Source organism: Massilia sp. CFBP 13721, from assembly GCF_014842025.1.
GTDB lineage: Bacteria > Pseudomonadota > Gammaproteobacteria > Burkholderiales > Burkholderiaceae_D > Telluria.
Map to the genome: position 1 here is coordinate 1 of NZ_JACYUY010000014.1, position 19,691 is coordinate 19,691.

The 19,691-nt window shown below is 64.4% G+C and carries 16 protein-coding genes; 11 read left to right on the forward strand and 5 right to left on the reverse strand.

Translation table 11 applies throughout. The features are described from left to right. From IFT60_RS14570 to rpsL, 4 genes are all read right to left on the reverse strand, one after another. The coding region (locus tag IFT60_RS14570; RefSeq protein WP_229439571.1) for a GTP-binding protein at positions 1 to 232 on the reverse strand (232 nt) is incomplete at its 3' end. Between the two features lie 98 nt (positions 233 to 330). Further along, positions 331 to 2,436: an elongation factor G gene (fusA, locus tag IFT60_RS14575; RefSeq protein WP_192052719.1), complete on the reverse strand. Its 2,106-nt coding sequence runs from the start codon at positions 2,434 to 2,436 to the stop codon at positions 331 to 333. Between the two features lie 90 nt (positions 2,437 to 2,526). Beyond that, the gene (gene rpsG / locus IFT60_RS14580) at positions 2,527 to 2,997 is read right to left on the reverse strand and encodes a 30S ribosomal protein S7 (RefSeq protein WP_192052721.1); all 471 of its coding nucleotides are present in this window, start codon (positions 2,995 to 2,997) and stop codon (positions 2,527 to 2,529) included. A gap of 132 nt (positions 2,998 to 3,129) precedes the next feature. Further along, positions 3,130 to 3,516, reverse strand: a complete 387-nt coding sequence (rpsL, locus tag IFT60_RS14585) for a 30S ribosomal protein S12 (RefSeq protein WP_056336781.1) — start codon at positions 3,514 to 3,516, stop codon at positions 3,130 to 3,132. 354 nt (positions 3,517 to 3,870) lie between these two features. Between rpsL and IFT60_RS14590 the strand changes: the two genes are divergently transcribed. Continuing rightward, the gene (locus IFT60_RS14590) at positions 3,871 to 5,676 is read left to right on the forward strand and encodes a phosphoethanolamine transferase (RefSeq protein WP_192052723.1); all 1,806 of its coding nucleotides are present in this window, start codon (positions 3,871 to 3,873) and stop codon (positions 5,674 to 5,676) included. A 149-nt stretch (positions 5,677 to 5,825) separates the two neighbouring features. Here the strand turns inward: IFT60_RS14590 and IFT60_RS14595 are convergent, their stop codons facing one another. After that, positions 5,826 to 7,424, reverse strand: coding sequence for a MutS-related protein (locus IFT60_RS14595; protein WP_229510881.1), 1,599 nt, complete (start codon positions 7,422 to 7,424; stop codon positions 5,826 to 5,828). A 202-nt stretch (positions 7,425 to 7,626) separates the two neighbouring features. Here IFT60_RS14595 and IFT60_RS14600 point away from each other — a divergent pair, with 202 nt between their 5' ends. The 10 genes from IFT60_RS14600 (at position 7,627) to IFT60_RS14645 (ending at position 19,654) form a co-directional block, all read left to right on the forward strand. Further along, positions 7,627 to 9,408, forward strand: coding sequence for a YbhB/YbcL family Raf kinase inhibitor-like protein (locus IFT60_RS14600; RefSeq protein WP_192052724.1), 1,782 nt, complete (start codon positions 7,627 to 7,629; stop codon positions 9,406 to 9,408). A 343-nt stretch (positions 9,409 to 9,751) separates the two neighbouring features. Next, complete coding sequence (locus tag IFT60_RS14605; RefSeq protein ID WP_192052726.1) at positions 9,752 to 11,017, forward strand: efflux RND transporter periplasmic adaptor subunit; 1,266 nt, start codon at positions 9,752 to 9,754, stop codon at positions 11,015 to 11,017. Between the two features lie 25 nt (positions 11,018 to 11,042). Further along, positions 11,043 to 11,744 (forward strand): ABC transporter ATP-binding protein, encoded by a 702-nt coding sequence (locus IFT60_RS14610; protein ID WP_192052728.1) that lies wholly within the window; start codon positions 11,043 to 11,045, stop codon positions 11,742 to 11,744. A 10-nt stretch (positions 11,745 to 11,754) separates the two neighbouring features. Then, the gene (locus IFT60_RS14615) at positions 11,755 to 13,065 is read left to right on the forward strand and encodes an ABC transporter permease (protein WP_192052730.1); all 1,311 of its coding nucleotides are present in this window, start codon (positions 11,755 to 11,757) and stop codon (positions 13,063 to 13,065) included. Between the two features lie 19 nt (positions 13,066 to 13,084). Next, positions 13,085 to 14,317 carry an ABC transporter permease gene (locus IFT60_RS14620; RefSeq protein ID WP_192052732.1) on the forward strand — a complete coding sequence of 411 codons (1,233 nt, stop codon included), beginning with the start codon at positions 13,085 to 13,087 and terminating at the stop codon, positions 14,315 to 14,317. A 52-nt stretch (positions 14,318 to 14,369) separates the two neighbouring features. Continuing rightward, on the forward strand, positions 14,370 to 15,713 hold the full coding sequence (locus IFT60_RS14625) for a sigma-54-dependent transcriptional regulator (RefSeq protein WP_192052734.1): 1,344 nt from the start codon (positions 14,370 to 14,372) through the stop codon (positions 15,711 to 15,713). Between the two features lie 10 nt (positions 15,714 to 15,723). After that, positions 15,724 to 17,058 (forward strand): sensor histidine kinase, encoded by a 1,335-nt coding sequence (locus IFT60_RS14630; protein WP_192052736.1) that lies wholly within the window; start codon positions 15,724 to 15,726, stop codon positions 17,056 to 17,058. Between the two features lie 9 nt (positions 17,059 to 17,067). Continuing rightward, on the forward strand, positions 17,068 to 17,679 hold the full coding sequence (locus IFT60_RS14635) for a glutathione S-transferase family protein (protein WP_192052738.1): 612 nt from the start codon (positions 17,068 to 17,070) through the stop codon (positions 17,677 to 17,679). 48 nt (positions 17,680 to 17,727) lie between these two features. Beyond that, entirely contained in the window at positions 17,728 to 18,507 is a 780-nt protein-coding gene (locus IFT60_RS14640; protein ID WP_192052740.1) for a spermine/spermidine synthase domain-containing protein, read from the forward strand. Positions 18,508 to 18,568: 61 nt separating this feature from the next. Then, a complete protein-coding gene (locus IFT60_RS14645; RefSeq protein ID WP_192052742.1) occupies positions 18,569 to 19,654 on the forward strand; it encodes a hypothetical protein in 1,086 nt (361 codons plus the stop codon). The last annotated feature ends 37 nt before the right edge of the window (positions 19,655 to 19,691 follow it).

A 19,691-nucleotide genomic window follows, 5' to 3' on the forward strand; every position in this document is an offset into this window, starting at 1 on the left:
CGTAGTGACGGTTTTCCGTTTCGTACTCGACGTGCGCGGTGTTGATGGTGATGCCGCGTGCTTTTTCTTCCGGAGCTGCATCGATCTGGTCGTATGCCTTCGCTTCGCCGCCGAATTTCTTCGACAGGACGGTTGCGATTGCTGCGGTCAGCGTGGTCTTGCCGTGGTCAACGTGTCCGATGGTGCCGACGTTGACGTGCGGCTTGGTCCGCTCGAATTTACCTTTTGCCATTTTGATCTTCCTTTAAAAGAACGATGTATTAGTTTTGTTGTCGGCCTTATCAGCGGCGGTGACGCCGCTGACAAGGCGTATTACTTTAGCTTGCTTAATTACTTGGCTTTTGCAGTGACGATTGCGTCGATCACGTGCTTAGGCGCTTCGGAATAGTGCTTGAATTCCATCGTGTAGGTCGCACGGCCCTGGGTCGCCGAACGCAGCGAGGTCGAGTAACCAAACATTTCCGACAGAGGCACTTCGGCTTTGATGATCTTGCCACCGCCGCCTGGGATTTCGTCCATGCCCTGCACCATACCGCGGCGGGACGACAGGTCGCCCATCACGTTACCGGCGTAGTCTTCCGGCGTTTCCACTTCCACGGCCATCATTGGCTCGAGGATGACTGGCGATGCTTTGCGGCAGCCGTCCTTGAATGCCATCGAACCGGCCATACGGAACGCGTTCTCGTTCGAGTCGACGTCGTGGTACGAACCGAAGGTCACGGTGACTTTCACGTCGACGACCGGGTAACCGGCCAGCACGCCGCTGGTCAGGGTTTCGCGCACACCCTTTTCGACTGCAGGGATGTATTCGCGAGGAATCACGCCGCCCTTGATGGCGTCGACGAATTCGAAGCCCTTGCCCGGCTCTTGCGGCTCGATCGACAGCACGGCGTGGCCGTACTGACCACGACCACCCGACTGCTTGACGAACTTGCCTTCGACGTCGGTGACTGCCTTGCGGATCGTTTCGCGGTAGGCAACCTGTGGCTTGCCGACGGTTGCTTCGACGCCGAATTCGCGCTTCATGCGGTCAACGATAATTTCCAGGTGCAGCTCGCCCATACCACCGATGATGGTCTGGCCCGATTCTTCGTCGGTACGCACGCGGAACGACGGATCTTCCTGTGCCAGGCGGTTCAGGGCCAGGCCCATCTTTTCCTGGTCGGCCTTGGTCTTCGGCTCGACAGCCTGCTGAATGACCGGCTCAGGGAACACCATCTTTTCCAGCGTGATGATGGCCGAAGGATCGCACAGGGTTTCGCCCGTGGTCGCGTCTTTCAGGCCGACCGCGGCGGCGATGTCGCCGGCGCGGACTTCCTTGATTTCTTCGCGCTGGTTCGCGTGCATCTGCAGAATGCGACCCAGGCGTTCCTTCTTGTTCTTGACAGGGTTGTAGACGGTGTCACCCGAATTGACCATGCCCGAATAGACGCGGAAGAAGATGAGCTGGCCGACGAACGGGTCGGTCATGATCTTGAATGCCAGCGCAGCGAATTTCTCGTTGTCGTCGGCCTTACGGGTGACCGGCTGGTCATCCTCGTCGGTACCGCCAACTGGCGGGATGTCGATCGGCGATGGCAGGTATTCGACCACGGCGTCGAGCATGGCTTGCACGCCCTTGTTCTTGAACGCGGTGCCGCACATCATCGGGACGATTTCCGACGCGATGGTACGCTGGCGCAGAGCGGCCTTGATCTCGGCTTCCGAGAGTTCGCCTTCTTCCAGGTACTTGTTCATCAGCTCTTCGGTCGCTTCAGCAGCCGTCTCGACCAGCTTTTCGCGCCATTCGTTGGCTTGATCAACCAGTTCGGCCGGAATGTCGCGGTAGTCGAACTTCATGCCCTGCGAAGCGTCGTCCCAGATGATCGCTTTCATCTTGACCAGGTCGACCACGCCCAGGAAGTTCTCTTCCGCGCCGATCGGGATCTGCAGCGGGATCGGGTTTGCCTTCAGGCGAGCGCGCATCTGCTCGTAGACCTTGAAGAAGTTCGCGCCGGTACGGTCCATCTTGTTGACGAAGGCCAGACGTGGGACTTTGTACTTGTTAGCCTGGCGCCACACCGTTTCCGACTGTGGCTGCACGCCGCCGACTGCACAGTAAACCATGCAGGCGCCGTCGAGCACGCGCATCGAGCGTTCGACTTCAATGGTGAAGTCGACGTGGCCCGGGGTATCGATGATGTTGATGTGGTGCGGCTCGAAGTTACCGGCCATACCTTTCCAGAAGCAGGTCGTCGCTGCCGAGGTAATGGTAATGCCGCGTTCCTGCTCCTGCTCCATCCAGTCCATGGTCGCGGCGCCATCGTGCACTTCGCCGATCTTGTGGTTCACGCCGGTGTAGAACAGGACGCGTTCGGTGGTGGTGGTTTTACCAGCATCGATGTGAGCGGAAATACCGATATTGCGGTAGCGCTCAATGGGGGTCTTGCGTGCCATAATTTTTCCTAAATCTTTTAATGGACAAAACCGGGCGGCATTTTGGAAAACAAAATGTGCCCGGCCTGAACAACAGATACTGCTTTGTGCTTAGAAGCGGAAGTGCGAGAACGCTTTGTTCGCTTCAGCCATACGGTGCACTTCGTCACGACGCTTCATCGCGCCGCCGCGCATTTCTGCGGCTTCCATCAGTTCACCACCCAGGCGTTGTGGCATGGATTTTTCGCTGCGCTTGTTTGCGGCTTCGCGCAACCAACGCATGGACAGCGCCATACGACGAACCGGACGAACTTCCACTGGCACCTGGTAGTTGGCGCCGCCGACACGGCGGGACTTAACCTCGACCATCGGCTTGGCGTTGTTGATCGCGGCTGCGAACACTTCCAGCGGGTCCTTGCCCGATTTTTGCTGGATATGTTCAAACGCACCGTAGATGATGTTTTCAGCGACCGACTTTTTGCCGGACAGCATCAGGACGTTGACGAACTTGGCGACATCGGTATTGCCGAATTTTGGATCTGGCAGGATCTCGCGCTTGGGTACTTCACGACGACGTGGCATTTCAATTCCTTTATCTTCAGTTGAGTGCTTGTTCCGCACTCGCGAGGGCCATCATGACCACTCACTTACTCGGCCTTCCGGCCGGCTCAACTTAACGTTTATATGTGACCCCGGTATGACCGGAACCGCAGATTACTTCTTGGCGCCGGCCTTGGCGCGCTTCGCACCGTACTTCGAGCGAGCTTGCTTACGGTCTTTCACGCCCTGGGTATCCAGCGCGCCGCGGACCATGTGGTAACGCACACCCGGCAAGTCTTTCACACGACCGCCGCGCAGCAGGACAACGCTGTGCTCTTGCAGGTTGTGGCCTTCACCGCCGATGTACGAAATGACTTCGAAACCGTTGGTCAGGCGAACTTTGGCGACCTTACGCAGAGCCGAGTTAGGCTTCTTCGGGGTCGTGGTGTACACACGGGTGCAGACACCGCGCTTTTGCGGGCAGTTTTCCAGTGCCGGCGACTTGCTCTTCACAACCGCGGCAACGCGCGGCTTGCGAATCAGTTGATTGATGGTTGGCATCGTTCCTAATCCAACAAAGTACTACAGTTGATAACCCGGACAAGCTGTCCGGGGACTGAAACCTAGTCCCGATGGTCTGACAGCACAGGCGCCGAAAGCCACTCACCGAAGGAGCGGCTGCGAATGCGTATACCAAGTGCAGAATAAATCGAGAACTCGCAAGTATAGACTTGTCGCAAACCGCGGTCAACCGATTTGCTGATTTGATGGGCAGCTGCCGGGGCGATCGGGCGTACTGCTGTGGTAGTCCTGACACAATTGGCACTGGGTGCGGCCGCGTGTGCTCAGCCAGGAAATAACTTTGGCGGCAATAAAAGCCGGATAATAGCCGACTTTTATTGCTCCCCGCTTCTGATGCGAACTTTGCCGCGCCCCGCCCACCTGGCCCTGGTGCTCACTTACCTGGTGCTGTCGGCGGTGCCCTTCTTTCCCCTGACCCTCGGCTTGCCGCTGGCACGCCCGGCCCAGCTGGCGGGCATGGCCGTCTTCGCCTGGATCGCCGTCTGGGCCGTCTTCAAACGCCCGGCCTACTTTCACTGGCTGCTGCTGCCGACATTCATCGCGCTGCCGGCGGAGCTGTACCTGTACGCCTACTATGGCCAGGGCATCTCGACCCACCACCTCGGCATCATGGCCGAAACCAGTCCGCTTGAGGCGATGGAGTTTTTGGGCGCGCGCGCCTGGCTGATGCTGGCGGTGATGGTGGGCGTGGTGGCCTGGTGGGCGGGGACCTGGAGAATCGCGTTAACGACGCGCGACTTCGACTGGAATGACCGCTCGCGCCCGCTGGTGCTCGGACTGGTAATTGTTGCCGCCGCGCTGTTCGCCTACGGCCAGAAGGTGGGCGTGACCGGAGCGCCGGCTAAACCCGACCCGGCTGCCAAAATGCGTTACGTGGCCTCCGCCACGCCCCTGATTGCGCCCTCCACCTTGCCTCCGCTGCCGCACTGGACGCAGCCGCCATTCGAAGTCAAGGCCTTCGCCCAGTCGTGGCCGTTCGGGGTGGTGGCGCGCGGCCTCGATTTTTATAAGGAGCGCGTGTATCTCGCCGACCTGCACCGCAGGAGCGCCGCCTTTCGTTTCGATGCGGTGCAGGCCGACCCGGCCAATACCCCGGACGTGATCGTGATGGTGCTGGGCGAATCGGCGCGCTTCGACCGCTGGAGTGTGAACGGCTACGCACGCCCGACCAATCCGCTCTTGTCGCAGGAGCCGAACCTGATCAGCATGAGCGACCTGATCACCTCGGTCTCGGCCACGCGCCTGTCGGTGCCGGTCATCATTTCGCGCAAACGGGCGATGCAGAGTTTAAAAGATGGGTTCACCGAAAAATCCTTCCTCACCGCGTTCAAGGAAGCCGGCTACAAAACCTACTGGCTGTCGAACCAGATCTCGTTCGGCAAATTCGACACGCCCGTGTCCGTATTCGCCAAGGAGGCGGACACGGTCGAATTCCTGAACCTTGGCGGCTTTACCGATAATTCGAATTACGACGAGGTACTGTTCAAACCGTTTGCGCGGGCGCTGGCCGACCCGGCCCCGAAAAAACTCATCGTCCTGCACACGCTGGGCAGCCACTGGAATTACGCGCACCGTTATCCGGCGCGCTTCGACCAGTGGAAGCCGTCGCTGGTCGGCGTGCATAAACCCGTTCTAACTGATACCTCGATGGAATCGCAGCTGAACAACAGCTACGACAATTCGATTCTGTATACGGACTGGTTCCTGGCGCAGCTGGTAGCGCAGCTGAAAACGGGCGACCGTGCCGCGGCCCTGATGTACGTGGCCGATCACGGCCAGACCCTGTTCGACGGCGCCTGCCGCCAGGTTTTTCATGGCCACAATAACCAGCACGAATTCCACGTGCCCGCCTTTGCCTGGTATTCGGATGCCTACGGCGCGCGCTTCCCGGACAAGGTGGCGCAACTGCGCGCCCACCGCACGGCGCCGCTCTCGACCGAGAACATGTTCCATACGCTGGTCGATCTCGGCGATATCCGCTATCCGGGCGAAACGCTCGAGCGCAGCATCGCCAGCGCGCAGCTGACGCGCCATAAACGCTATGTCGACAGCTATGGCTGGGCCGATTACGACAATGCGAATATAAAAGGCGATTGCCGCGAAGTGATCGACAAGGGGACGCCGTTGCTGCGCAAGTGATTCAAACGGACATGGTGCTGTTGCCTGTACAGGCGATTGATATGTTGATCCGCGTGGGCACAAGTGCCCACCCTACGGGCACCACCGTTCCATGAACTTGCTACGGGCGGCGGTGCACCGTAGGGTGGGCTCCCCGAGCCCACGCGTACTCAAGCTGCCCGGCCAGGCACTATTTTTCCTCCCAACACATGCGTCCCCGCCTCCGGCCTCCCCAAATACCCGGTCAACCAACTCGCCACCCGCTGCGCCTTCTCCTCAATCTCCATCCCAAACCCATGCGCCCCCAGCAGCGCGATGCCATTGGTCCGGTCCAGCACCCCGGACGCCAGCACCAAGCGCCCCTTCGGATCACGCTGCAGGCAGTGCGGCGCCAGCCGGTGCTCCAATAAGCTCGCCAGTTCCAGGTTGTGCGACGACACCAGCACCAGCGAGCGCGCCGCCAGCGTGTCGAGCACCGCGGCGGCGGCGGCCACCGATTCGACGTGGTTCGTGCCCCTGAAAATCTCGTCGATCAGACAGACGCCCGGATGCGGTCCGGCGCCCGCCGCCAGCAGCGCACGGGCGCGCGCCAGTTCGCTGATGTACAGGCTCTGGCCCCCCTCCAGCGAATCCTCGTTCTGCATGCTGGCGTAGACCGGCAGCATCGGCAGCCGCGCACGGCGCGCATGGCAAAAGCCAAAGGCGCGCGCCAGCACCAGGTTCAGGCCCAGCATGCGCAGGAAGGTGCTCTTGCCGACGCCGTTCGGGCCGGAGATGAAGGCGCCCTGCCCTGCCAGTGCGATCGACAGCCCGGCAGGCGCCGCCAGCAGCGGGTGGATGCCGTCCTCGATCGCCAGCGTACTCTCGGCGGCACGCTCGGCCCAGCACCAGTCCGGTTTCGCCAGCAGGTGCCGCGCCAGCGCGACGTCGGCTTCCAGCGCGGCGCAGTGCAGCCAGCAGGTACGGATAAAGGCGCGTTCGCGGAACACGATCGCATTCGTCCTGAAGTAATGGGTGACGTTGGCCAGCGCGAACCAGTCGCCGTAACTGGCGGCGCCGGGGCTGATGCGCGCGGCGAGCGAGCGCGACAGGCTGCGGTTGAGGCGGCCGGCATGCTGCGCTGTCTCCTCGCCCAGCCGGGCGGTCGCGACCAGCAGCAACTGGATGGTGTTGAGCGCATGCTTCCAGCTGTCGACGCGCTCGTGGTAACGCATTTGCAGCGCGACCAGGACGTACAGCGCGGCGCCCGAGGCAATCCAGGCTAGCGGGCTGAGGATGACGGCGGCGATCGACACGAGCAGCGCCAGCGGCAGCAGCCAGGTCCAGCCGAGCCAGGCCGGCGGCGCTGCCGCCTCTCCTTCGAACAGCAGGGCGGCGACTTCGGTGTCGGCCTGGCGCAGCGGGAGCAAAGTGGCGCGCACTGCGTCGATGCGCGCCGGGTCGGCCTGCAGGGCGCGCAGGCGCTCGGCCAGCGCGGTGCGCTCGCCGTCGTCCAGACCGGCGCGCAATCTTCGATATAACTCCTGACGCCCGGCGATGCTGACTTCGCCCGACAGGCCGGCCAGATACGGCGCCAGTAGTAAATCGTTCCAGGTCTGGTCGTCGAGGGCGAAGCTGTCCGGACCTGCCGTCACGCGCTGCAATTGCGCCACGTCGCTGTCGGCGAAGGGGTAATCAAGCGGCGTGGCGGGCGGCAGCAGCAGGAAGCGGCGCACGGCGGCGCTGGCCTTATGGAGGGTGTCGAACAAGGGCGCAGCAAGGTTTTTCAAGCAGATGTCCCGGCAATGACGAGGTTGTCTGAACAGTAAGTATGAGCAAGTTGATAAATTTCAACAGCCGGTTTATGCAGATTCGCTTACCCGATCATCCCAGCCTTGAAAACAATGTTCGTTTGCCCACATACCGCCGGCCTCGCCTCTGGCAGCATTGACTGATAGCTAATCAATTCAACTGACTCGAAAGGAACGCACGATGAAACGCGCGCTCGCGGCATCCCTGATCGCCATGGCAGTCTCCGGCGCCTACGCCCAGCAAGGCGACGGCACCCAGGTGGCCCTCAACAACAACATCTTCAAACCGAACAAGGTCGATCCGACGCCCGAGCGCATGCGCGGCATCAAGGCGCCAAGCGGTTTCACGGTCACGCCGTTCGCCACCGGCCTGAAAAACCCGCGCATCATCGCGGTGGCGCCGAATGGCGACGTGTATGTGAGCCGGCGCGACCAGGGCGACGTGCTGCTGCTGCGCGATGCGAATGGTGACGGCCGCGCCGATGGCGAACCGATCCAGGTCGCGAGCCGCGCCGGCGCCCACGGCCTGGCGATCCGCGACAACAAGCTGTACCTGATCACCGTCAAGGAAGTGTTCGCGGCGGACATCAAGCCGGACGGTCGCCTCGGCGATTTAAAAATGTTGATCGGCGACTTGCCCGACAGCGGCCAGCACCCGAACCGCACGATCGGCTTTGGCCCGGACGGCATGCTATACATCAGCGTCGGCAGCACCTGCAACACGTGTAATGAAAGCAATCCGGAAAACGCCACCCTGCTGCGCGCCTCGCACGACGGCAAGTCGCGCAGCATTTTCGCCAGCGGATTGCGCAACCTGATCGGCTACGCCTGGCATCCGCAGACGGGAGAGTTGTGGGGCCTGGACCACGGCATCGACTTCCTCGGCGATAACGCGCAGCCGGAAGAGCTGAACAAGATCGAGATGGGCAAGATGTACGGCTGGCCTCACGTGTACGGCAACAACGAGATCTACCCGCAAAGCACGCCGGTGGGCGAACTGACCAAGCAGCAATGGCGCGACCGCTCCACGCCGATGGTAATGGGTTATACGGCGCACGCGGCGCCGATGCAATTCGTGTTCGCCAACCAGAGTGCTTTCCCGGCCGAGTACCGCGGCGACGCCTTTGCCACCATGCGCGGCTCCTGGAACCGCAACCCGGCCTCCGGCTACGAAATCGTGCGCGTGCGCTTCGAAAACGGCCAGCCGAAAGCAATCGAACCGTTCGTTACCGGTTTCCTCACCGACGGCGGCAAGACCCATATCGCGCGCCCGGTCGGCCTGGCCTTTGCGAAAGACGGTTCGATGCTGATGGCGGACGATGGCAATGGCGTGATCTACCGCATCGCTTATACGGGCAGCGGCAATGCTCCTGCGGGTGCAGCAGCGATGCCACCGGCGGGGCCGATGAAAGAGCAGGCCAACAAGGGGAATAATGTACCGTTGGCAAACAAGCGCGCGGAGACGCAATCGTCCGGCGTCCTGTCCGTCAGTTCGCCCAGCTTCAAAAATAACGGCATGCTCGACCAGAAGTACAGCGAATATGCCGACGGCGTTTCGCCGGCGCTGGCGTGGAAGGCGGTGCCGAACGCGAAGTCCTATGCCATCATCATGGAAGACCCGGACGCGAAACCGGTCACGCCGTTTGTCCACTGGCTGGCCTGGAACATCCCCGCCACCGTCACCAGCCTGCCCGAAGGCGTGCAGGAGCAGCCGCGCCTAACCGAGCCGGAGGGCGTCCTGCAGGGCAGGAATACGCGCGGTTCGATGGGCTATTACGGTCCCAAGCCGCCGGTGGGCGAGGCGGCGCACCATTATCACTTCCAGGTCTATGCGCTCGATGCGATCCTGGAGGTGCCGTTCGGTTCGGACCGCGATACCTTGCTCAAGGCGATGCAGGGGCATGTGATCGGCAAGGGGGAGATCGTCGGGAAGTATGGGCAGAAGCAGAAGCCGCAGAAGTAAAGGACGGTAGGCGACGGTTCGTGGGGCTGTTGCCTGCTCTGTTATCGGTTTTTTGAATCCGCATGGGCACGGGGTGCCCATCCTACGGTCACCGATAACGGCGAGATCATACAAAACCCGGGTACGTACCGTTTCTCGTAGGGTGGACACTTGTGTCCACGCGGATCATGCATACCAATAGCGCCACAACACGCGGACACGCCCTGTCCGCGTACGTACGGACGCGACCATACGGACACCCCGGACACCCGTCCGCCGGCGCGGTCACCGAATAAAATCAAGCACTTAGCCTCTGGCACGGATCGTGCAATAACGACAGCATTACTTCGTTATCGACACCACCATGATCCGCGATACATCCCATCAAGACACCGTCGTCGCCGCGCCGCCCGGACAAGCCATCAAACGGCGCTCGCTGCTGGCCGGTGGCGCCGTCGCGATCGCCGCCGTTGCCGCCCTGCTGCTCTCCAGCTGGAGCAACAGCGAACACTCGGTGAATGCCAGCCGCCTGCGCATCGCCGAAGTCGGCCGCGGCACGCTGGTGCGCGACGCCTCCGTCAACGGCCGTGTGGTCGCCGCCGTCAGCCCGACCCTGTTCTCGACCGCGCCAGCCACCGTCAATTTAAAAGTCGCGGCCGGCGATACCGTGAAACGCGGCGACGTGCTGGCCGTGCTCGAATCGCCCGACCTGTCCGACGCCCTGAAACGCGAACAGTCGACCTATGAACAATTAAAGGCGGAAGTCGCGCGCCAGCAGATCCTGTCCCGTAAGCAGAAGCTGCTCGCCCAGCGCGAGGCCGACGTCGCCGAGATCGACCGCCTGTCGGCCCAGCGCACGCTGGAGCGCTACGAGTCGGTGGCGCAGGTCGGCGTGATCGCCAAGATCGACTACCAGAAAGCGAAAGATGCGCTGAACTCGGCCGGCATCCGCGCCAGGCACGCCACGCAAGCGGCCACCCTCGAAGGCGACGACGTCGCCCTGGCGATCCGCACCAAGAGCAACGAGATGGAACGTGCGCGCCTGTCGATGGCGAACGCCCAGCGCCGCGTCGACGAACTCACCGTGCGCGCCCCGGTCGACGGTTTCATCGGCACCCTGAACGTGCAGAACCGGATGGTGGTCGCGGCCAACGCACCCTTGATGACGCTGGTCGACCTCTCTCGGCTGGAAGTCGAACTCGAAGTGCCGGAGACCTATGTGTCCGACATGGGCTTGGGCATGACTGCCGAAATCGCCCTGCCCGCCGGCACTGCCAGCGGCAAGCTGGTCGCCCTGTCGCCGGAAGTGGTGAAAAACCAGGTGCTGGCGCGGGTGCGTTTCGACGGCGCCCAACCGAAGGGTTTGCGCCAGAGCCAGCGCGTCACCGCGCGCCTCCTGATCGAGGAAAAGCCGAACGTCGTCATGCTGCCGCGCGGCCCATTTGTCGAAAGCGAAGGCGGACGCTTCGCCTACGTTGTGAGAGACGGCATCGCCGTGCGCACCCCGATCCAGCTGGGCGCCACCAGCATCTCCGCCGTCGAAATCGTCTCAGGCCTGAAACCCGGCGACCGGGTCGTCGTCGCCGGCACCGACACCTTCGAGAACGCGAACCGCATTTCGCTTAATTAAAAACTTCCTCCTGAAAGGACATCCCATGCTGCGCATGACCAACCTCTCCAAGGTGTACCGCACCCACATGATCGAGACCCACGCGCTGCGCGGCTTCGAGATCCAGGTCAACCAGGGCGAATTCGTGACCGTCACCGGCCCTTCCGGATCGGGCAAAACCAGTTTCCTGAACATCGCCGGCCTGCTCGAGGAATTCACCAGCGGGGAATACGTGCTCGACGGCGTCAACGTGAAGGGCATGAACGACGATGCGCGCAGCCGCCTGCGCAACGAAAAGCTCGGCTTCATCTTCCAGGGTTTTAATTTGATCCCCGACCTCTCCCTGTTCGACAACGTCGACGTGCCGCTGCGCTACCGCGGCTTCAACGCGGCCGAGCGCAAGGAGCGCATCGAAGACGCGCTGGCGAAGGTCGGCCTGGCTTCGCGCATGAAGCATTTCCCGGCCGAGCTGTCGGGCGGCCAGCAGCAGCGCGTGGCGATCGCGCGCGCGCTGGCCGGTTCTCCCAAACTGCTGCTGGCCGACGAACCGACCGGTAACCTCGACACGCAAATGGCGCGCGGCGTGATGGAGCTGCTGGAAGAGATCAACGCGGCCGGCACCACCATCCTGATGGTCACGCACGATCCGGAACTGGCCGTGCGCACGCACCGCAACGTGCACATCATCGACGGCCAGGTGTCGGACCTGGTGCGCAAGGGCCCGACGCTGGCCGCCACCGTTGCTTGAGGAGTACGCCATGTTCAGCTACTACTTCAAGCTCGGCCTGCGCAGCCTGCGCCGCAATCCCGCCCTCACCACCCTGATGGTGCTGACCCTGGCCATCGGCGTAGCCGCCAGCGTGTCGACGCTGACGATCCTGCACATGATGTCGGGCGACCCGATCCCGCACAAGAGCGACCGCCTGTTCGTGCCGGTCTTCGACGTGGCGCCGGCCGACAACTACAAACCCGGCGACAAGCTGCGCGAGAACCAGGTCAGCTATCCGGACGTGATGAATCTCCTGAAAAGCGGCCAGGGCGTGCGCCGCACCGGCCTGTACGGCATCTCGGTGCCGATCGAACCGCCGCGCAAGGACTTGCCGGTCTTTTCCGCCACCGGCATGGCGCCGACGCGCGACTTCTTCGCCATGTTCGACGTGCCCTTCCTGCATGGCCAGGCCTGGAGCGCGCAGGACGACGCGCGCGGCGCCGACGTCGTCGTCCTCAGCCGCGAGATTTCCGAAAAACTGTTCGGCGACGCCAGCCCGATCGGCCAGCGCATCAACGTGATGAACACCCCGTTCACCATCGTCGGCGTGATCGACAAGTGGGTGCCGCAGCCGCGCTACTACCGGCTGGTCGGCGGCGAGCAGTTCGGCAAGGGCGAGGACCTGTTCGTGCCGCTGGCCAGCGCGATCCGCCACGAAGCCAGCCGCAACGGCGGCATGAACTGCTCCGAGCGCTCCGACCCCGGCTACGAAGGCACCCTGCGTTCGAACTGCACCTGGCTCCAGTTCTGGTTCGAGACCGCGTCCAGCGCCGACCGCGCCCAGCTGCAGGCCTACATCGACAGCTACGCCAGCGAGCAGCGCAAGCTGGGCCGCATGAAGCGCGCCGCGCCGAATGGCCTGTTCAACGTGACCGAGTGGATGGAAGAGCGCGAAGTGGTCGGCAAGGACACCAAACTGTCGGCCTGGCTCGCCTTTGGCTTCCTGCTGCTGTGCCTGGTGAACACGATCGGCCTGCTGCTGGCGAAGTTCTCGGTGCGCGCCGCCGAAGTCGGCATCCGCCGCGCCCTGGGCGCCTCGCGCCGCGAGATCTTCCGCCAGTTCCTGATCGAGAGCGCCGTGGTCGGCTTGGCCGGCGGCGTGCTGGGATTGATCCTCGCCTTTGGCGCGCTGGCCCTGCTCGCCATGCAAGGCAGCGAAGTGGCGGTGGTCGCGCGCATGGACCTGACCATGCTCGCCTTTACCTTTGCGCTGTCGGTGCTGGCCGCGATCCTGGCCGGCTTGCTGCCGACCTGGCGCGCTTGCCAGGTGACGCCCGCCCTCCAACTGAAGTCCCAATAATCACAAGCGAGAGACACATATGGAAATCCGTCCCATCCTGTCCGCGCTCCTGCGCAACAAGACCGGCGCCATCCTGGTCGCCCTGCAGGTGGCGCTGAGCCTGGCGATCCTGGCCAACGCGCTGCACATCGTCGGCGAGCGGCGCGCCGTCGTCAACCGCCCGAGCGGCGTCGCCGACGAGCAGGCCGTGTTTTCGATCAGCGTGCGCAATCTCACCGCCGGAGGTCCCGAGCAGCAGCTGGCCACGCAAAAACGCGAAGCCGACGTCATCCGCGCCGTACCGGGCGTGGTCTCGGCGGCCAACGTCAACCAGATCCCGCTGTCGCAATCGGGCTGGAACAACAGCGTGGCGGTCGACCGCAAGCAGGTCGACGAAACGGCGCCGGCCTCGTTCTACTTTTCGCCCGATTCGCTGGTGAAGACCTGGGGCCTGAAACTGGTCGAAGGGCGCGACTTCCTGCCGGGCGAATACATGGACATCGATTCCAACACCGACGTCAACCCGCGCCACGTGATCCTCACCAAGGCCCTGGCCGAGAAGATGTGGCCGGGCTTGCCGGCAACCGGCAAGACCATGTACTTCGGTACCGGCGAGGATGCGATCGAGGTGCGCGTGGTCGGCGTGGTCGAACGCCTGCAGACCCAGAGCGGGCAAGTCACCGAACGCGGCGAATACTCCACCATTGCGCCGATGCGTCATTACGGCGGCTATCCCGGCGCCACCTACACGGTGCGCGCCGAAGCCGGCCAGCGCGAGCGCGTGATCCGCGACGTCGAGGCGGCACTGCGCCGCGCGTCGCCGACGCCGGTCATCCTCGAATCGATCACGTTTGAGCAGCACCGCAAGGACCGCTACCGCGCCGACGTGGCGCTGTCGTGGATGCTGGTCACCGTCAGCGTGCTGCTGTTGTTGATCACCGCCAGCGGCATCGTCGGCATGGCCAGCCTGTGGGTCACGCAGCGCCGCAAGCAGATCGGCGTGCGCCGCGCGCTGGGGGCGAAGAAGCGCGATATCCTGCGCTATTTCGTCACCGAGAATTTCATGATCACCAGCGCCGGCGTGTTCGGCGGGGTGCTGCTGGGCGTGGCGCTGAACCAGCTGCTGGTCAGTAAGCTGGAAATGGCGCGCCTGCCGCTCGAATACCTGATCGGCGGCGGCGTGGTGTTCTGGGCGCTGGGCGTGATCGCGGTGTACGGGCCGGCCTGGCGGGCGGCCAGCATTTCGCCGGCGCTGGCGACACGGAGTGCATGATCACGAAGCCGAGCTTGCCTATTGGCAATAAAACAATGCTATTCTAGCGATCATGCCTACTGTACTCATCATTGACGACAACGCCGCCGTCGGCCTCGCCCTCGACGTGCTGTTCTCCCTGCACGACATCGCGGCGCTGCATGCGGCCTCGCCCGAGGAGGGGCTGGCCGTGCTGGCGCGCGCCCCGGTCGACCTGGTGATCCAGGACATGAATTTTACGGCGGACACGACCTCGGGCGAGGAAGGGGTGGCGCTGTTCCGCCGGATCCGCAGCCTGTATCCAGACCTGCCCGTGATCCTGCTCACCGCCTGGACCCATCTCGACGCGGCGGTCGACCTGGTCAAAGCGGGCGCCGCCGACTACCTGCCGAAACCCTGGAACGACGCGCGCCTGCTGGCGACCGTGACGAACCTGGTGGAACTCGGCCAGGCCAACCGCGCGCTGGCACAGCGCGTCGGCCGCGAACGGCGTGAAAAACGCGAGCTGGAACAGCACTACGATCTGCGCGGCCTGGTCTGGGCCGACCCGGCCACCGAACGCGTGCTGCAACTGGCTTGCCAGGTCGCGCGCGCCGACGTGCCCGTGCTGATCACGGGCCCGAACGGTACCGGTAAAGAGCGCATCGCCGAGATCATCCAGGCCAATTCGCAGGTGGCAAGCGGCCCCTTCGTGGTTCTCAATTGCGGCGCCCTGCCCTCGGAACTGATCGAGGCCGAGCTGTTCGGCGCCGACGCCGGCGCCTACACCGGCGCCTCGCGCGCACGCGAAGGCAAATTCGAGGCGGCCGATGGCGGCACCCTGTTCCTCGACGAGATCGGGAATTTGCCGCCGGCCGGGCAAATGAAACTGCTGCGCGTGCTGGAGACGGGCCGCTTCGAGCGCCTCGGCTCGAACCGCGAGCGGCAGGTAAAAGTGCGGGTGATCAGCGCCACGAATGCCGATCTGTCCGCGATGATCCGCGCCGGTACCTTCCGCGAAGACCTGTTTTACCGCTTGAACGTGATCGAACTGCGCCTGCCGCCACTGAGTGCACGGCCGGGCGACATCCTGCCGCTGGCCCTGAATTTCCTCGCGCCCGGCAAGCGCCTCAATGCCGACGCCGAAGCCGCGCTGCAGGCGCACGCCTGGCCCGGCAATGTGCGCGAACTCAAAAACGTGATGGCGCGCGCCAACCTGCTGGCGCAGGGCGACACGATCCGCGCGCCCGACCTGGGGTTGCCGGCAGCGGCGGTGCAGCCGCAGCCGCAAGCGCCCGAGGCCGAGCTCGACCGCGACACCATCGCCGCCGCCCTGGCGCGCGCCGGCGGCGTGGTCTCGCAGGCGGCCGCCGAACTGGGATTGTCGCGCCAGGCCTTGTACCGGCGCATGGAGCGCCTCGGTATCGCCCGCACATAAAACTACCGCGATGCGCCTGTCTCTCGTCACCCGCTTTTCCGCCCTGGTCGGCACCCTGCTCACGGTCGGCATCATCATCGCCCTCGCGCTCGACCACGTCCTGCCTGGCCGGCCGCTGCTGGCGGCGGCGCTGTGCCTGGCCTGCGTGATCCCGGTCGCGATCATCACCGTGCGCTCGCAGGTGCAGCCGATCCTGTCGCTGTTCCGCGCATTGGAGGGCACCGTCACCAGCTACCGCGACGGTGACTTTTCGTTCAGCCTGCACTGGCCGCAGGACGACGAGCTGGCCGACCTGATCCGCGCCCACAACGAACTCGGCAACGTACTGCGCGAGCAGCGGCGCGACCTGGTGCAGCGCGAACTGCTGCTCGACACCATGGTGCAAAACACCCCGGTGGCGATGCTGCTGGTGGCCGACGTGCCTCATCGTCCCTGCGCCGGCGCCGTCGTCTACGCCAACCTGGCCGCGCGCCAGCTGCTGGCGGATGGCCGCAAGCTCGAGGGCCACGCGCTCGACACCCTGCTGGCGCAATCCTCGCCGGCGCTGGGAGAAGCGCTGGCGCGCGGCGGCGACGGCCTGTTCACGGCTGGCGAAGGTGAGGACGAGCAGGTCTACCACCTGGCGCGCAGCAGTTTCAGCCTGAACGGGCGCAAGCACGAACTGCTGCTGCTGCGCCAGCTGACGGCCGAACTGCGGCGCCAGGAAGTGCAGACCTGGAAAAAAGTCATCCGCGTGATCAGCCACGAATTGAACAATTCCCTCGCGCCGCTGGCTTCGCTGGCCCACTCTGGCGCCGAGCTGGTGCGGCGCGGCCAGACCGAACGCCTGCCGCAGATCCTGGAAACCATCGGCGAACGCACGCGCCATTTAGAAAGTTTCATTCTCGGCTACGCGCGCTTCGCCAAGCTGCCGACGCCGCGCCTCGAGCGCCTCGACTGGCCGGGTTTTATCGCGCGCCTTGCTTCGCAAGTGACGTTCCGGCTCGACGGCGATCTGCCGCCGGAAGCGGCGCTGCTGGACCAGGCCCAGCTCGAGCAAGCCCTGCTCAACCTTTTAAAAAACGCGCACGAATCCGGTTCCGCGCCCGAGGCGGTGGAAATGAAGGTGCAGCGCACGCAAGACCTGCTGCGCATCGAGGTGCTCGACCGCGGCAGCGGCATGAGCGAGGCGGTGCTGACGAACGCCCTGGTCCCCTTTTATTCGACCAAGCGCAGCGGCACCGGCCTGGGCCTGGCGCTGGCGCGCGAAATCGCCGAAGCACATGGGGGGCGTATTTTGCTGTCGAACCGCGACGGCGGCGGCTTGGCAGTCACCATGATCCTGCCGGCGCTGACGCCCACTTAAAGAACCGACATGCTGACGATTATCGGCAAACCGACCTCGATCAACGTGCGCAAGGTCCTGTGGACCTGCGTCGAACTAGACCTGCCGTTCACACGCGAGAATTGGCGCGATGAACACGCGCCGCTCAACCCGAACCGGATGGTGCCGGTGCTGATCGACGACGGCTTCGTGCTGTGGGAATCGAATGCGATCTGCCGCTATCTGTGCGCGCGCAAAGCGGGCAGCGAAGCGGAAGGCGCCCTGCTCCCGCACGATGCGCGCGAGCGCGCCCGGGTCGAGCAGTGGATGGACTGGCAAGCCACCGAATTGAATAACGCCTGGCGCTACGCCTTCATGGCGCTGGTGCGCGCCAGTCCCGCCCATGCCGACCCGGCGCAGCTCGCGGCCGGCATCGACAACTGGAACCGCCACGTCGGCATCCTCGACGCACACCTGGCCGCCACCGGCGCCTACGTCGCGGGCGAGCGCTTCACGCTGGCCGACGTCGTCATCGGTCTGTCGCTTAACCGCTGGTCGATGACGCCGATGGCGCGTCCGGATTATCCCCACGTGGCCGCCTACCTGGCGCGCCTGGCAGAACGGCCGGGCTACCGCAGCTGGTGCGCCAACGGCGTGCCGTGAGGACGGCGCCGGCTCTGGTAAGATCGCCCCTTACCTGCGCCGCCGACCATGCCCGATAACTCCTCCTCGCCAGACCTCCGCTTCAGTCAGCCCGGCCACCCGCCGGCCACCGTCACCGAATTCGAGGGCGTGCGCTCGCTGCACCTCGGCACCTCATGGGAGCAAGGCGCGATGCGCCTCTCTCGCCCCGACGCGATCGAACTCGAATACGTGCAGATGATGATGGCCTGGCTGCTGTTCCAGGACGCTCCGCAGCACATCGTGCAGCTGGGCCTGGGCAGCGCGGCGCTCACCAAGTTCTGCTACCGGCGCTTTCCCGACGCGCGCGTCACCGCCATCGAACTCAATCCGAACGTGATCGCGATTTGCCGCGCGCTGTTCGAACTGCCGCCGAACGACGCCCGCCTGCAGGTACGCGAGATGAATGCGCTCGACTTCGTCCTCGACAAGCGCAACCACGGCACCGTCGACGCGCTGCAGGTCGATCTGTACGACCAGGACGCGCGCGGCCCGGTGCTCGATTCAGTCGCGTTCTACCAGGGCTGCTGCGACTGCCTGCGCCCGGACGGCATCATGACCGCCAACGTGTTCGGAGAATTCGGCAACTACGACAAGAACCTGGCGGCGATGACCGAAGTGTTCGACGCCGTCGTCTGGCTGCCCGAGGTGCATGACGCGAACATCGTCGTCATCGCCTTTAAAAATGCGCCGCAACTCGATTTTTCGGAATTGTACGAACGCACCGGCGCTATCAAGCGGCGCCTGAACCTGCCGGCGAAAAAATGGGTCGAGGGCCTCAAGGAGTGGATGCGCGACCAGCATGAATAAGCCCGGCTGTCTCCTTGCGCTTATATTGCCTGTAACATTGCCGGCACACTGATCGCGACGAATGGGCCGACTCCTCCTCACGCTGCTCCACACCCTGCGCCGCAACCTGATGCTGTTTGCGGCGATCGTGCTCGTTCTCGCGGCGGGCGGCTGGCTGCGCGGCGAGTGGCGGCATATCCAGCGCATCGTCGGCGAACTCCCGGCACTGCGCACGGCCTGGGCCGATGCCGGCAACCACCAGGCGGCGCTGGCGCAGGCGCTGGCCGGCCAGGCCAGGCAACTGTCCGGCGCCGGCGTGGGCCAGCTCGATGCGCAGATCCGCGTGCTCGACCAGGAGATCGCCGGCCTGCAACGGCAGCGCGAGGAGACGACGCTCCTCTCCGCCGCGTTGCAGGGTGGCGCACCGCTACCGCAGCAGTTGCGCCAGGCCGCCATGCGCGACATCGACATCGAACTGCGGCGCCAGCAGCGGGCACACCTGCTGCTCCTGCGCGGGCGCGTCGATGCCCTGGCCAACCGCGCCGCCGCACTCGATCGACTCGAACAGCGCCGCCTGGCGCACGTGCGCGCCTATGCAGCTTACCAGGACGCGCTGCGGCAACGCGCAGCCTTCGCGGATGCCGCAGGCCTGCGCGCAAGGATCCCCGTCACCCCGTCGTACTGGCAACTGCGCGACCTCGACGGGCAGGTGCGGCGCTTGCGCGGCGCCACCGACAGGGCGCACGGGGCCTTCCTGGCGCAGCAGGGGTTGATCGTCAGGTTCCCGGCGCCGGGAATGGTAACCGCCTTCCAGGTCGACGAGGCGCGCCTTGGCATGGCGCTGGCACCGCTGCGCGCGCGGCTTCTCGAGGCCGAACAGCTGGAAGCGCACAGCGCCGCCTGGCAGGCCTGGCTGGCCGTGCGGCCAGTGCTGCCCGTTGCGTTCGGCGTGCTGGCCGCATGGTGGCTGGTCCCGGCCGCCATCCGCACCCTGTTTTATTTCGTGCTGGCGCCGCTCGCCGCGCGCCGGCCGCCGCTCGTGATCGTCCCTGGCGCGCCCGCGACGCAGTGCGCCACGCACGCTGCCTTCCGCTCCGCCGTGTCGCAGCGCGTGTGCCTGGCGCCCGGCCACGCGCTGCTGATCCGGCCCGAATACTGCCAGAGCTAGCCGGCGGGTGTCGCCGTCAGCACCGCGCTCCTGTTCG